We start from the raw sequence: 13,178 nt of genomic DNA, 5'->3' as shown, positions 1-13,178 counted from the left end.
CTTTGTGGTTTAATTTGTTCAGTTTGAGCCCAGGTGCCAAAAAAAGAATTCGAAAACAGGCTACTATTATTCAGATAATGGCCTGTTTGCAGCAGATAACGGCCTAATCAGGCCATTCATTTACAGGACTAGCGACGATGAGTTGGTTAGAGAAAATCCTGCCGAAAAGTAAAACAGTCGCGGCCCGTCGCCACTCCGTACCAGAGGGGGTATGGAGCAAGTGTGGTAACTGTGACCAGATCCTCTACCGAGCAGAGTTAGAGCGTAATCTGGAAGTGTGTCCTAAGTGTGACCACCACATGCGAATTGGGGCCCGAGCGCGGCTGGAAGGGTTCTTTGATGCAGAGACCATGCACGAGATCGGTGCCGATCTGGCGCCGCAGGATGTATTGAAGTTCCGGGATTCGAAAAAGTACAAAGACCGCATCAGCCAGGGCGAGAAAGCCAGTGGTGAATCCGATGCGTTGATCGCGGCAGAAGGCATGCTGAAAGGCCAGCCTGTGGTGGCGTGTTCGTTTGAGTTTGCCTTTATGGGCGGCTCCATGGCCTCCGTGGTCGGCGCCAGATTCGTGCGCGCGGTTGAGGTTTGTCTGGACAAAAATCTGCCCTTGGTGTGTTTCTCGGCCAGTGGTGGCGCCCGTATGCAGGAGGCGTTGTTTTCGCTGATGCAGATGGCCAAAACCTCGGCGGCGTTGGCGAAGATGAGCGAGCGAGGCCTGCCTTACATCTCGGTATTAACCGATCCTACTATGGGTGGGGTTTCTGCCAGCCTGGCGATGCTGGGTGACATCAATGTGGCTGAACCTAAGGCTCTGATCGGCTTTGCCGGCCCCCGGGTGATTGAGCAAACCGTTCGCGAGCAGTTGCCGGAAGGCTTTCAACGCAGTGAATTCCTGTTGGAGAAAGGGGCCATCGACATGATCGTCGATCGTCGCGAAATGCGCGATACCCTGGCTCGAATTCTGGGCAAGTTCACCCACGCGGCGCCTCAAGAGACCGAATAATGGCCAATGCGGCACCCTTCTCAAGCCAGTCCTTGCAGGACTGGCTTGATTTTATTCTGGCGGTTCACCCGTCTGACATTGACATGGGATTGAGCCGGTTGCGTAAGGTGGCCGAGGCCATGGGGCTGGATGCCTTGCCCGATTCCACCGTCGTCACCGTTGCCGGTACCAATGGCAAAGGTTCCACCTGCGCCATGATGGAATCGATACTGCACCAGGCCGGTGTCAGCACCGGTGTCTTCAGTTCCCCTCATCTTCATCGCTACAACGAGCGGGTTCGCCTCAATGGCAACGAACTGGGCGATCAGTCTCATCGGGATGCCTTTGCAGCCATTGAGCTGGCTCGAGGCTCAACCCAGCTGACTTTCTTCGAGTTTTCCGCGCTTGGCGCCCTGTATCTGTTTGCCCGGCACAAGCCGCAGGTGGTGTTGCTGGAAGTGGGTCTGGGAGGGAGGCTGGATGCCACCAACCTGATTGATGCCGATCTGGCGGTGATCACCTCCATCGATCTCGACCATCAAGAGTACCTTGGCGACAGTCGTGAATCCGTCGGCCGCGAAAAGGCCGGAATCTTTCGATCCGGAGTCGCTGCGGTGATTGGTGAACCGGAACTGCCGGCTTCGGTGACCGAATACGCCCGTGAATTGGGGACGCCACTGATACGAGTCGGGCACGAGTTTCACGCCGACTATCAGGCTGACCATTGGCAATTTCGTCGTCCCGGTCGTCACCTGGAACAGTTGCCGCTGCCGGCGCTGCCGGCCATGAATGCCGCCACGGCGGTGGCGGCCATCGATCGCCTGATGCCCAACATTGGCCCCGAAGCGATGGCGGCCGGCTTATCGGCAGCGTCTCTGCCGGGAAGGCTGCAGCCTCTGAGCCTGTCACCGCCGGTCTACGCCGACGTGGCCCATAACCCTCATGCGGCGCGTTATCTGGCCCAACGGTTGGCGTCGATGAAGGGGCCGGGACGGGTATTGGCGGTGTGCGCCATGCTGGAGGACAAGGAGATCGAAGCGTCGCTGGCGCCCCTGATGACGGTGGTGGATGGCTGGTTCGCCGCTCCGTTGGCGGTGCCAAGGGGCAGTGATGGTGAGCGCATCGCCAGGGCCGTCGGCGGGGCGCCGCACTATGCCTCGGTTGCCGAGGCGATGACGGCGGCCCGGGCGCAGCAGCAACAATTAGATCTAGTCATTGTGTTTGGCTCCTTTTACACTGTGGCTCAGGCGCAACACGCAATCGCAGGAGAATAGGGCTTGTCTGCTCAGTTAAAGAATCGGATTGTTGGCACTTTGGTGCTGACCGCACTGGCGGTGATCTTTCTTCCCGATCTCCTCAGTGGTGAAAAACAGCGGGTGCAGGAGAATTTTGCCACCATTCCACTGCGACCGGTGTCGCTGCCCGAGCCAGTGCCGGAGCAGGCGTTCGATGACGTGGCTCTGAGTGACACCAAGGTGCAAAAAGAGGCAGTTAAACCGACGCCGAGCAATGCCCCGGCGGCTGAACCGGCCAGCAAGCCTGCCGCGAAACCGGCGGCCACCGAGATTCGCCAGGGTTGGACCATTCAACTGGGTACCTTTAAGAACGCTAAGAACGTTAATAACCTGGTGAATCAACTCCGTGACCAGGGGTTTCGAGCCTATACGGTGCCGGCCAGACCGGTGGAGGGGCGTTTGAACCGGGTCTTCGTCGGGCCGGACATCTCCAAAGACGCCTTGATGAAAGAAAAGGCGCGCCTGGCCAAATTGACCGAGCTCAATGGCAGCCTGGTGCGATACAAGGCCACCGATATTTAGTCTGATTCAGCACAGAGCCCGCATTTATGCGGGCTTTTTAGTGCAAGTAACAGTCGATCAAATTTAGATGTGAAAGGGCGGGCGCTCTGTTAAAATTGCCGCCCAAACGTAGATTCGGAGGCGATACTCGCTGTGATGGTTTGGATTGATTACGCCATACTGGCTGTCATTGGACTTTCTGTCCTTATTAGTCTGGTTCGCGGCTTTGCCCGCGAAGCGATGTCTTTGGTGGTGTGGGTGCTGGCCTTTCTGGTCTCCAGCCGCTTCTATGAAGACCTTGCGGTTTACCTGAGCCAGATAGACGACCCCATGTTGAGAAATGGCGCCGCCATCTCAATTCTGTTTGTAGCAACACTGATTCTCGGTGGCCTGCTGAATTACCTCATTGGCCAGATGGTCGACCGAACCGGCTTGACCGGAACCGACCGGGTGCTGGGTGCGGTGTTTGGTGCTGCCCGTGGCGCCCTGGTGGTGGCTGCGGTACTGTTTTTCCTCGATAGTTTTACCGGGGCGGCGTCCTCGGGCTGGTGGCACGATTCGGTGTTGATTCCCGAATTCAAAGTCGTCATTCAATGGTTCTTCCAATACCTGGAGCAAAGCTCCAGTTTTTTACCAAAAATATAATAAAACCATGACCCTACTAACTATGAACATCTTACCGAATAAGGATCAACAATAATGTGTGGTATCGTCGGAATTGTTGCTCATTCCTCCGTCAACCAGACCATCTATGACGCGCTGACTGTGTTGCAGCATCGCGGCCAGGATGCGGCCGGCATCGTCACCGTGGATGCGGAAGCGTTCCGGTTGCGAAAGGCCAACGGTCTGGTTAAGGACGTCTTTGAAAGTAAACACATGCTGCGGCTGCAGGGAAACGTGGGCATCGGCCATGTGCGTTACCCGACGGCGGGATCCTCAAGCTCCTCCGAGGCGCAGCCGTTTTACGTCAACTCCCCCTTTGGCATCACACTGGCTCACAACGGCAACCTGACCAATGCCCATGAGCTGAGCGATTCCATGGCCAAGATGCGTCGCCACATCAACACCAACTCGGATTCCGAGCTGTTGCTGAATGTACTGGCGCACGAGATTCAGCAGATGCCAGGTTATCAACTGGATGCCGAGCAGGTGTTCAGCGCCGTTAGCCAACTGCATAAGAAGGTGCGCGGCGCTTACGCTTGCGTGGCCCTGATTGTCGGGCAGGGGATGGTGGCATTCCGTGACCCCAACGGCATTCGCCCGCTGGTGCTGGGCAAGCGTCAATCGGAGAAGGGTCAGGAATTCATGGTGGCCTCGGAGAGTGTGGCTCTGGATGCGGTGGGCTTTGAGTACATTCGGGATGTGGCGCCCGGCGAGGCGATTTACGTTGACGTCGAGGGCCATCTGTTTACCAAACAATGTGCCGAGCAACCGCTGCTGAGTCCGTGCATCTTTGAGTTTGTGTACTTTGCGCGTCCGGACTCGACCATTGACGGCATCTCGGTGTACGCCAGTCGGGTCAATATGGGCCGAAAACTGGGGGCTAAGATCGCCCGGGAGTGGGAAGATCATGACATTGATGTGGTGATTCCAATCCCGGAAACCTCCTGCGACATCGCGCTGCAGATTGCCAATGAACTGGATCTGCCTTACCGGCAGGGGTTTGTGAAAAACCGCTACGTGGGTCGTACCTTTATCATGCCGGGGCAGGCGGAGCGTAAGAAGTCGGTACGTCGGAAGCTCAATGCCATTGCTCAGGAGTTTAAGGGCAAGAATGTTCTGCTGGTGGATGACTCCGTGGTGCGAGGCACCACCTCACAGCAGATCATCGAAATGGCTCGTGAATCTGGCGCCCGTAAGGTGTACTTCGCCTCGGCCGCACCGGAGATTCGTTTCCCCAATGTCTATGGCATCGATATGCCGAGTCCACAGGAGCTGATCGCCTATGGCCGGGATGTGGAAGAGGTGTGCAGCCTGATTAAAGCCGACGGCCTGATCTATCAGGATCTGGACGACCTAGTGGCGGCCGTAAGCGAGGAAAACCCGACCGTGAATCGGTTCGATACCTCGGTGTTTAATGGTGAATACGTGACTCAGGATGTGGATCAGAGCTACCTGGATCAGCTCACCGCCTCTCGCAGTGACGATGCCAAAGCCCTGCGAGACTCGGAGCAGAGCAGCAACCTGGAAATTCATAACGTCTGCCACCCCTAGGAGGCGATGGCCGTGCCCCTGCCGGGGCGACAACGAAAAAACGCGCCCTGCAGGCGCGTTTTTTTTATACCGTCGTTGCCGGGTCAGGCGACGTAGGATGGGCCAAAGCCCAGGTTCCACATGATCACCGAGGCGGCGAGTATTGCCACCAGTAACACCAGCCCGCAGGTTACCAGCGAACTGGCATAGATAAAGCCGCGCTCTTCGGGAATGTTCATGATGATGGGCACCCCGGAATAGAGCAGGTAAACCGAGTAAGCGATGCCCGCCAAGCCGACCATCATCACAAACCACAGCTCCGGGTACAGGGTGGCAAAGCCAACCATGAACAACGGGGTGGCGGTGTAGGCGGCCAGTTCCACCGCCTGGGTGGTGGTGGGGTCAGCGCCAAAGGTTTTGGCCATCCAGTGCGCCAGATAGGCCAGCAGAAATACGCCGGCGATCAGGGCGAAATACATGGCGAAGGCCATTTTCACCGCACTGGCCTGAGTTAACTTGATGGGCTCGCCGGCACCGATGCTCCAGCCAATGTAACTGCTGGCGAAAAAGCCACAGATGGCGGGGATCAGTGCAATGACCAGGATGTGAGTGAGGCTGGCACCTATCCCTTCATGGGTGCGTTCAATGCTCTGCCACTCTTCACGTGGATGGGTATACAGTCCCCATAAATGATTGAGTATCATAGTTATTATCCCCTGCTAAACGTCAATGTGCGTTAGTCGTCGGAACTTCAGACGATACAACTACTGCTTACTCGCTCTGTCGGTGATCGTCGACCGGGTGCGGCCATTGCCAGTGGCGTCAACCGCGGATGGACTGATCAATTTTAGAGCAGGTAGTACTAGTTATTAGGGATTGCGGCGTTTGAGTCAAGCAAGAATTTGACTTGGATCACGAAAAGTCTCGCTTGTTGGCGACCGGTTATGAGTTTGATTCAATAGCTTGCGAGTCGATCAGGTGGCGGGCAGGGCCTGACTGGACAGCTGACACTGTTCCGGAGTGACCAGCAACACGCTGTCCTGCTGATACCAGTCACCGACCACCAGGCGCTGCCGGGCTTCATTGAGCTGATGGACCGCGGGGCGGTGGGTATGGCCGTGAATCATGCGGCGGGTCTGGGTCTGTTGCATCAGTTTGTCGACCGCCCCTGGGGAGACGTCCATGATGCTCTGATCCTTGCTCGAGGTGGCGGCTTTGCTTTTCGCCCGGGCTCGCCGTGCCAGTGCTCGTCTTAACTTCAATGGCAGAGACAGCAGCATCAGCCGGAACCAGGGTTTGTTACGCAGGCGGCGAAATTTCTGATACTCGATGTCGGCGGTGCACAGGCTGTCGCCGTGCAGAATCACTGTCGGTACCCCATAGAGGTTGAGGGTATCCACTTCCGGTAGCAGTATCAGGCCGGCTCGTTTGGCAAAAGCCGGTCCAATGAGGAAGTCCCGGTTGCCGTGAATGTAGTAGATGGGCGCAAACTGGCGAGCCTGATGCAGCAGTGAGGCCACTTCGAGGTTGAATTCAGTCAGGTCATCATCGCCAATCCAGGCTTCGAACAGATCCCCCAAAATATACAGGGCATCGGCTCCTGGCAGCTCTTTGGCCAGGAAGCGGGCGAAGGCGTGAGTGATGTCCGGCCGCTCGGCGCTCAGGTGAAGGTCGCCGATAAACAGGGTGCGAGGGCCGCTGGCAGCGACCCTCTGAAGGTTATCAGTCTTCAAGCTTGGCGCTCTCGATAACCACGGACTCCAGCGGCACGTCCTGGTGCATGCCGTGGTTGCCGGTTTTCACCGCCTTGATCTTCTCGACCACGTCCATGCCTTCAACCACTTGACCGAATACGCAGTAACCCCAACCCTGAGAGGTTTCGCTCTTGAAATCCAGGAAGGTGTTGTCATTGACGTTGATGAAGAACTGAGCCGTTGCGGAGTGTGGATCCGGAGTACGGGCCATGGCAATGGTGCCGGTCTTGTTGGACAGGCCGTTGCTGGCTTCGTTCTGAATGCCGCCGCCATTCTCTTTCTGCTGCATGTCTGGGGTGAAACCACCACCTTGAACCATGAAGCCGTCGATGACGCGGTGGAAGATGGTGTTGTCGTAGAAACCGTCTTTTACGTAAGACAGGAAGTTCTCAACAGTAATGGGCGCCTTGTCGGCAAACAGTTCCAGCTTGATGTCGCCGAAATTGGTAGTCAGTGTCACCATGATTGGGACCTCTTCAGTTATGGTTGGCAAATTTTACCTTATCCACAAGGGACTAGGAAGCCGGTGAGGGCGAGTCGACCAACTCTTGTTCATGCTGGCCATCGATCTGAGTGATAACAAAAACCCGCTCCGTAAGCCCTGAACTCGTGATAGACTTGGGCCTTTGATTTTTACGTACCGTCAAACAGTATAACGAGCGCCACAATGCTAAAGATATTTAATACGCTGACCCGACAGAAAGAGACCTTTACCCCTATCGAGCCTAACAAAGTGGGCCTGTACGTGTGTGGGGTAACCATCTACGACTACTGTCACATCGGTCATGGGCGTACCTATGTGGCGTTTGACATCGCGGTGCGGTATTTGCGCTCGCTGGGCATGGACGTGACATACGTGCGTAACATCACCGACGTGGACGATAAGATCATTCGTCGTGCCGCCGAAAATGGTGAAAGCTGCGAAGCGCTGGTTGAGCGTTTCACTCAGGCGATGCATGAGGATTTTGATGCCCTGGGTCTGCTGCGCCCCGATATCGAACCCACGGTAACCGGCCACATGCAGGAGATCATCGACATGATCGCCGTGCTGGTGCACAAGGGCCATGCCTACGTTTCCGACAAGGGCGACGTCTGGTTTGAGGTGAAGACCTTTGCCGATTACGGCAAGTTGTCCCGTCAGGATCTGGAGCAACTGCAGGCCGGCGCCCGAGTGGATGTGGAAGAGGACAAGCGCAACCCCATGGACTTCGCACTGTGGAAAAGCGCCAAGCCAGGTGAACCAAGCTGGTCGTCACCATGGGGCCAGGGCCGACCCGGTTGGCACATCGAATGTTCCGCCATGAACGGCAAGCATCTGGGTAAGGTGTTCGACATTCACGGTGGAGGCTCGGATCTGATGTTCCCCCACCACGAGAATGAAGTGGCGCAGAGTTGCTGCGCTCATGATAACAACTACGTCAACTACTGGATGCACGGTGGCATGGTGCAGGTTGATAAAGAAAAGATGTCCAAGTCCCTGGGCAACTTCTTTACCATTCGTGATGTGCTCAAGCAGTACGACCACGAAGCGGTGCGTTTCTTCCTGCTGTCCAGCCATTACCGCAGTCAGCTGAACTATTCGGAAGAGAACCTGAATCAGGCCCATGCCTCTCTGGAGCGTCTGTACACGGCGCTGCGGGATGCACCGCAGCAGGGTGAGGTGTTGCCAGAGTACCTGGCCCGTTTCCGTACTGCCATGGACGATGACCTCAATACCGCAGAAGCGGTATCGGTATTGTTCGAGCTGGCCCGTGAACTGAATATCGCCAAAGAGCAATCCGGTGACGCTGCCGGGCTGGCGGCTACCCTGCGTAACTTGGGCGGGGTGCTGGGCATTTTGCAGCAGCCGCCGGAGCAGTTCCTGCAGGGGGGCGGTGACGATGACGAAGTGGCTCAGATTGAGGCACTGATTCAGCAGCGCAATGACGCCAGAGCGGCCAAAGACTGGGGAAAGGCCGATGAGGCCCGGGATGCCCTGACCGCCATGGGGATCGTGCTGGAAGATGGTGCTGGTGGGACTTCATGGCGCCGTAAGTAACCACTCACCTGCAAAAAAAGCCCGCGAAAGCGGGCTTTTTTATTGGCTGAACCAGGGTTGGGTGGTGTCAGCGGTGCCGACATTCAGCCCCCGGTTAACTGTGGTACTGCTCGCAGGCGAACAGGGTGTTTTGCAGCAAGCAGGCGATGGTCATCGGTCCCACTCCGCCGGGAACCGGCGTAATGTGCGAGGCGCGCTGGCTGGCAGCGTCAAACTCGACGTCTCCCACCAGTTTACCGTCGGCCTGACGATTGATGCCGACATCGATGACGATGGCTCCGGGTTTAACCCATTCACCGGGAATGAAGTTTGGCTTGCCCACCGCGACCACCAGCAGGTCGGCCTGGGCGACGTGGTGGCGCAGATTGTCGGTAAAGCGGTGGCAGGTGGTGGTGGTGCAGCCGCGAAGCAGCAACTCCAGCGTCATCGGCCGGCCGACGATATTGGAGGCGCCGACCACCACGGCGTGCAGGCCATGGGTTTTGACACCGGTGGATTTGATCAACTGCATGATGCCCAAAGGCGTGCAGGGGCGCAGCACCGGAATACGCTGAGCCAAGCGGCCGACGTTATAGGGGTGAAAGCCGTCGACGTCTTTGTTTGGCTGAATCCGTTCAATCACGGTAGCACTGTCGATGTGATCCGGAAGCGGCAACTGCACCAAGATGCCATCAATGCTGGCATCGGCATTGAGCTGGTCAATCTGGGTCAGCAACTGGTCCTGGGTGGTATCCGCTGGCAGGTCAAAACTTTTGGAGACAAAGCCAACCTGTTCGCAGGCTTTGCGCTTGTTGCCGACATAGACCTGAGAGGCGGCATCGCTGCCGACCAGGATGACGGCCAGCCCGGGCGCACGTAGCCCCTGGCTGGTTCGGTGTTGGACTTGAGAGGCGATGTTCTGTCGAATTGATGCGGCAATGGCTTTGCCGTCTATTAGTGATGCTGTCATCCCTACAAACTTCCCTTGTAGTTGAGATTAAGTGACGCTGGTGCGCATTTTGCCAGCAAAACGGATCACTGTCATGGTATTAGTGTGTCTCACGTACAGCATTTGTCCAATCGCGGCGGCATTTGCAAAAAAGTGATTGACCTGACTGGGAGCCGCCGCTAATATTCGCCTCCGTTGACGGGGCTCAGCCTCGAAACAACAACACTTTGTCGGTGATTAGCGCAGCCTGGTAGCGCATCTGGTTTGGGACCAGAGGGTCAGAGGTTCGAATCCTCTATCACCGACCACTTTAATACCGTGTTTGGTGTTTAGGCCCGGGCTGGTAGCGCATCGTCGCTATTAGAAAGTGCGGAGCAGAGGTCGTCCTTAGGTTCGAATCCTCTATCACCGACCACTTTATATGTGTGGGATGAACGATCTGGTTTGTCGGCATCAAACACAATAATATACACCGGTAAGGTTGTATCTTGCGCCCGTAGCTCAGTTGGATAGAGCAGCTGCCTTCTAAGCAGCTGGTCGCAGGTTCGAATCCTGCCGGGTGCGCCATATAATGGTGGCTGTAGCTCAGTTGGTAGAGTCCCGGATTGTGATTCCGGTTGTCGTGGGTTCAATCCCCATCAGCCACCCCATCTTTAAAAAGCCCCTGCTTTGCAGGGGCTTTTTTCGTTTCAGCTCGGTGCTCCGCCACCGATACAGAGCCCTAAGGTGTTTCGGCCCTGTCCTGACGGACCTGCAAATCGGGGTTGCTGGAGTAGATGCCCTTTTGGCTGATTCGGTTTTCTGCTGAGATCCAACCGGCGCGGTACAGGGTTGGCAATTCTCCGCCGTGTTGTTCAACGTAAGCCGTCGCCGCCTGAAGTGCCTCTTCATAAGGGATGTCGACGGTCTTGTCGGACAGGGCGCCGTGGCCCTTGATGGTCATTACTCCGTTCGACCAGGTGACTTCTATCATCTGCTGGCCGATGTGACAGTATTGAGCTTTCATTGCGGAGCTCCTTTGCTGGGCTGCCTTTCGATTCGGGTTGATGCCGGCATTCTGCCTTCCCTATGAACGCCCTTCCGTGGCCGTTTGCTTCGGTAAGTGTTGCACAACAAATGAGCAAATGGTGGCAGGAAAGGGATCTTATCCCGCCTTTAACAATGCCATCTCGACTCCGTCAATACCTATGGCTATAATGGCGCGTCCTACTATTGGCTTAGGCAGGTAGTGGCAGGCGTTTTCGGAGTTTCCGAGTCGATTTTAAAGCCGTTTCTATGCAATCACTGGTTTTTCAATCATTGCGTCTGCAAGCACTCCTGATACGCGCGGTTTACATTGACTATACCGCGGCATATTTTTTGCCAGCTGACGACACGGCTGGTCACCAAGAACACGAGTACTTGAGGTAACGTAATGCAAGTTTCTTTTGAAACCCTTGAAGGCCTGGAACGCCGCCTGACTATTACCGTTGAGGCCGCTGAATTCGAGCCTAAAGTAACCGAAAAAATGAAGGCCGAAGCCAAGCGCGTACGTCTGGACGGTTTCCGTCCTGGCAAGGTGCCAGTTTCTGTATTTAAGAAGCGCTACGGTGCCGCAATTCGCCAGGAAACCATGGGCGAACTGATGCAGCAGAAGTTCTTTGAAGCCATTGTTGAGCAGAAGCTGAACCCTGCGGGCGCCCCTCGTTTTGAGGTGATTGCCAGCAACGAAGGTGAAGACCTGCAGTTTGCCGCTCTGTTTGAAGTGTACCCAGAAGTTGAACTTCAGGGTCTGAGCGACATCGAAATCGAAAAGCCAGTCTGCGAGGTGACCGACGCCGACGTTGACACCATGATCGAAACTCTGCGCACCCAGCACGCGACCTTTGAAGCGGCTGAGCGCGAAGCGGCGGATTCTGACAAGGTGAAGCTGGACTTTGAAGGCTCCATCGACGGTGAAGCGTTCGAAGGTGGCAAGTCTGAAGGCTTTGAACTGGTTCTGGGTTCCGGCCGCATGATCCCTGGTTTCGAAGACGGCATTCTGGGCAAGAAAGCCGGCGAAGAGTTCAGCATCGATGTGACCTTCCCTGAAGAGTACCACGCTGAAAACCTGAAAGGTAAAGTGGCTCAGTTTGCTATCAAGCTGCACAGCGTCGATGCCCAGGTTCTGCCTGAGCTGAACGACGAGTTCGTTGCCAAGTTCGGCATCGAAGAAGGCGGTCTGGACGCGCTGAAAGCGGAAATCCGCAAGAACATGGAGCGTGAACTGACTCAGGCTCTGAAAGCGAAGGTAAAAGAGCAAGCTCTGGACGGTCTGCTGAAGGCCAACGAGATTGACGTACCTAAGCCATTGGTTGAAGGTGAAATCAACGTTCTGCGTCAGCAAGCGATGCAGCGTTTTGGCAACCAGCAGGCGCAGAACATGCCTGAACTGCCAGCTGAGCTGTTCACCGAGCAAGCCGAGCGTCGCGTTCGCGTCGGTCTGCTGCTGGGTGAAGTGATCAAGCAAAAAGAACTGAAAGTGGAAGATGAGCGCGTAAACGCCCTGATCGCTTCCATGGCATCTGCCTATGAAGATCCTCAGGAAGTTGTTGAGTACTACAACAACAACCAGGAGATGATGCAGAACATGCGCAACGTTGCTCTGGAAGAGCAAGCGGTTGACGCCCTGATGGCGGATGCTAAAGTTTCTGATAAGGAAGTGAACTTCCAAGAGTTCATGAATCAACAACAGCCTAGCGCTTAAGTTGATTTGACTTGGCCTGTCAGGCCAATCATATTATGGCTCGTATGGGGTTGTTCTCATGCGAGCCATTTTGTTAGGAAACGGATTGAATATGCAGCATTTGCTCGAATCTCCACTCAATGCACTGGTCCCTATGGTGGTTGAACAAACCGCGAAAGGGGAGCGTTCATACGATATCTACTCCCGCCTGCTGAAAGAGCGTGTGATTTTTTTGACCGGTCAGGTTGAGGATCATATGGCCAACCTGGTGGTGGCCCAGTTACTGTTTCTGGAGTCCGAAAACCCGGATAAAGATATCTATCTGTACATCAACTCACCCGGTGGCTCGGTAACCGCAGGGATGTCGATTTACGACACCATGCAGTTTATCAAGCCGGACGTGAGCACGGTGTGCATGGGACAGGCGGCTTCCATGGGCGCGTTTCTGCTGGCCGGTGGAGCCAAGGGCAAGCGGCATGTACTGCCAAACTCCCGGGTGATGATTCACCAGCCATTGGGTGGTTTCCAGGGGCAAGCCTCTGACATCGCAATCCACGCTCAAGAGATCATTGGTATCAAGCAGAAGTTGAACTCCCTGTTGGCCGAACATACCGGTCAGCCGCTGGAGATCATCGAACGTGATACCGACCGTGATAACTTCATGAGTGCCAATGACGCCGTTGAATATGGCTTGGTCGATTCGGTATTGACTAAGCGCGGCGTAGAGTAAAGCAAAGCGGTCGCCGGTGGCATACACTGAAGGGTATGGCAGGGCGACAGGC

Annotated in this window: 13 protein-coding genes and 3 tRNA genes; 11 read left to right on the top strand and 5 right to left on the bottom strand. The window is 55.8% G+C overall.

Translation table 11 applies throughout. The features are described from left to right. Nucleotides 1-137: 137 nt before the first annotated feature. From accD to purF, 5 genes are all read left to right on the top strand, one after another. Nucleotides 138-1,004 carry an acetyl-CoA carboxylase, carboxyltransferase subunit beta gene (accD, locus tag H598_RS0120380; protein ID WP_028114657.1) on the top strand — a complete coding sequence of 289 codons (867 nt, stop codon included), beginning with the start codon at nt 138-140 and terminating at the stop codon, nt 1,002-1,004. After that, nucleotides 1,004-2,257, top strand: a complete 1,254-nt coding sequence (gene folC / locus H598_RS0120375) for a bifunctional tetrahydrofolate synthase/dihydrofolate synthase (protein ID WP_028114656.1) — start codon at nt 1,004-1,006, stop codon at nt 2,255-2,257. Before accD ends, folC begins: the two co-directional genes overlap by 1 nt. 3 nt (nt 2,258-2,260) lie before the next feature. Next, a complete protein-coding gene (locus tag H598_RS0120370; protein WP_028114655.1) occupies nt 2,261-2,800 on the top strand; it encodes an SPOR domain-containing protein in 540 nt (179 codons plus the stop codon). 135 nt (nt 2,801-2,935) lie between these two features. Then, nucleotides 2,936-3,424: a CvpA family protein gene (locus H598_RS0120365; protein ID WP_028114654.1), complete on the top strand. Its 489-nt coding sequence runs from the start codon at nt 2,936-2,938 to the stop codon at nt 3,422-3,424. 54 nt (nt 3,425-3,478) lie between these two features. Beyond that, nucleotides 3,479-4,993, top strand: coding sequence for an amidophosphoribosyltransferase (gene purF / locus H598_RS0120360; protein WP_028114653.1), 1,515 nt, complete (start codon nt 3,479-3,481; stop codon nt 4,991-4,993). Nucleotides 4,994-5,076: 83 nt separating this feature from the next. Here the strand turns inward: purF and H598_RS0120355 are convergent, their stop codons facing one another. The 3 genes from H598_RS0120355 to H598_RS0120345 form a co-directional block, all read right to left on the bottom strand. Continuing rightward, complete coding sequence (locus H598_RS0120355) at nt 5,077-5,676, bottom strand: Yip1 family protein (protein WP_028114652.1); 600 nt, start codon at nt 5,674-5,676, stop codon at nt 5,077-5,079. A 270-nt stretch (nt 5,677-5,946) separates the two neighbouring features. Then, nucleotides 5,947-6,705 carry a UDP-2,3-diacylglucosamine diphosphatase gene (locus H598_RS0120350; RefSeq protein WP_051252912.1) on the bottom strand — a complete coding sequence of 253 codons (759 nt, stop codon included), beginning with the start codon at nt 6,703-6,705 and terminating at the stop codon, nt 5,947-5,949. Next, complete coding sequence (locus H598_RS0120345) at nt 6,695-7,189, bottom strand: peptidylprolyl isomerase (RefSeq protein WP_028114650.1); 495 nt, start codon at nt 7,187-7,189, stop codon at nt 6,695-6,697. The genes H598_RS0120350 and H598_RS0120345 overlap by 11 nt, the downstream gene beginning before the upstream one ends. 204 nt (nt 7,190-7,393) lie before the next feature. Here H598_RS0120345 and cysS point away from each other — a divergent pair, with 204 nt between their 5' ends. Continuing rightward, nucleotides 7,394-8,764: a cysteine--tRNA ligase gene (cysS, locus tag H598_RS0120340; protein ID WP_028114649.1), complete on the top strand. Its 1,371-nt coding sequence runs from the start codon at nt 7,394-7,396 to the stop codon at nt 8,762-8,764. Between the two features lie 94 nt (nt 8,765-8,858). Here cysS and folD read toward each other — a convergent pair whose 3' ends face one another. Next, a complete protein-coding gene (gene folD, locus H598_RS0120335) occupies nt 8,859-9,713 on the bottom strand; it encodes a bifunctional methylenetetrahydrofolate dehydrogenase/methenyltetrahydrofolate cyclohydrolase FolD (protein ID WP_028114648.1) in 855 nt (284 codons plus the stop codon). 210 nt (nt 9,714-9,923) lie between these two features. On the opposite strand from folD, the gene H598_RS0120330 reads away from it, so the two are divergent. From H598_RS0120330 to H598_RS0120320, 3 genes are all read left to right on the top strand, one after another. After that, nucleotides 9,924-10,000, top strand: a tRNA-Pro gene (locus tag H598_RS0120330). A 182-nt stretch (nt 10,001-10,182) separates the two neighbouring features. After that, nucleotides 10,183-10,259, top strand: a tRNA-Arg gene (locus tag H598_RS0120325). 7 nt (nt 10,260-10,266) lie between these two features. After that, a tRNA-His gene (locus tag H598_RS0120320) sits at nt 10,267-10,342 on the top strand. Between the two features lie 71 nt (nt 10,343-10,413). Here H598_RS0120320 and H598_RS0120315 read toward each other — a convergent pair. Then, entirely contained in the window at nt 10,414-10,698 is a 285-nt protein-coding gene (locus H598_RS0120315; protein ID WP_028114647.1) for a hypothetical protein, read from the bottom strand. Between the two features lie 408 nt (nt 10,699-11,106). Between H598_RS0120315 and tig the strand changes: the two genes are divergently transcribed. Continuing rightward, nucleotides 11,107-12,417: a trigger factor gene (tig, locus tag H598_RS0120310; RefSeq protein WP_028114646.1), complete on the top strand. Its 1,311-nt coding sequence runs from the start codon at nt 11,107-11,109 to the stop codon at nt 12,415-12,417. A gap of 91 nt (nt 12,418-12,508) precedes the next feature. Next, complete coding sequence (gene clpP / locus H598_RS0120305; RefSeq protein WP_028114645.1) at nt 12,509-13,126, top strand: ATP-dependent Clp endopeptidase proteolytic subunit ClpP; 618 nt, start codon at nt 12,509-12,511, stop codon at nt 13,124-13,126. Nucleotides 13,127-13,178 lie beyond the last annotated feature (52 nt).

The sequence above is a fragment of the Ferrimonas kyonanensis DSM 18153 genome, assembly GCF_000425405.1.
GTDB classification, from domain to species: Bacteria; Pseudomonadota; Gammaproteobacteria; order Enterobacterales; family Shewanellaceae; genus Ferrimonas; species Ferrimonas kyonanensis.
This window is presented reverse-complemented; position numbering and strand designations above follow the sequence as displayed.

Coding starts and splice junctions, on each gene's coding strand:
- H598_RS0120345 (WP_028114650.1), bottom strand. CDS start 7,189: ATGGTGACACTGACTACCAATTTCGGCGACATCAAGCTGGAACTGTTT.
- folC (WP_028114656.1), top strand. CDS start 1,004: ATGGCCAATGCGGCACCCTTCTCAAGCCAGTCCTTGCAGGACTGGCTT.
- H598_RS0120315 (WP_028114647.1), bottom strand. CDS start 10,698: ATGAAAGCTCAATACTGTCACATCGGCCAGCAGATGATAGAAGTCACC.
- clpP (WP_028114645.1), top strand. CDS start 12,509: ATGCAGCATTTGCTCGAATCTCCACTCAATGCACTGGTCCCTATGGTG.
- H598_RS0120355 (WP_028114652.1), bottom strand. CDS start 5,676: ATGATACTCAATCATTTATGGGGACTGTATACCCATCCACGTGAAGAG.
- H598_RS0120365 (WP_028114654.1), top strand. CDS start 2,936: ATGGTTTGGATTGATTACGCCATACTGGCTGTCATTGGACTTTCTGTC.
- purF (WP_028114653.1), top strand. CDS start 3,479: ATGTGTGGTATCGTCGGAATTGTTGCTCATTCCTCCGTCAACCAGACC.
- cysS (WP_028114649.1), top strand. CDS start 7,394: ATGCTAAAGATATTTAATACGCTGACCCGACAGAAAGAGACCTTTACC.
- tig (WP_028114646.1), top strand. CDS start 11,107: ATGCAAGTTTCTTTTGAAACCCTTGAAGGCCTGGAACGCCGCCTGACT.
- accD (WP_028114657.1), top strand. CDS start 138: ATGAGTTGGTTAGAGAAAATCCTGCCGAAAAGTAAAACAGTCGCGGCC.
- folD (WP_028114648.1), bottom strand. CDS start 9,713: ATGACAGCATCACTAATAGACGGCAAAGCCATTGCCGCATCAATTCGA.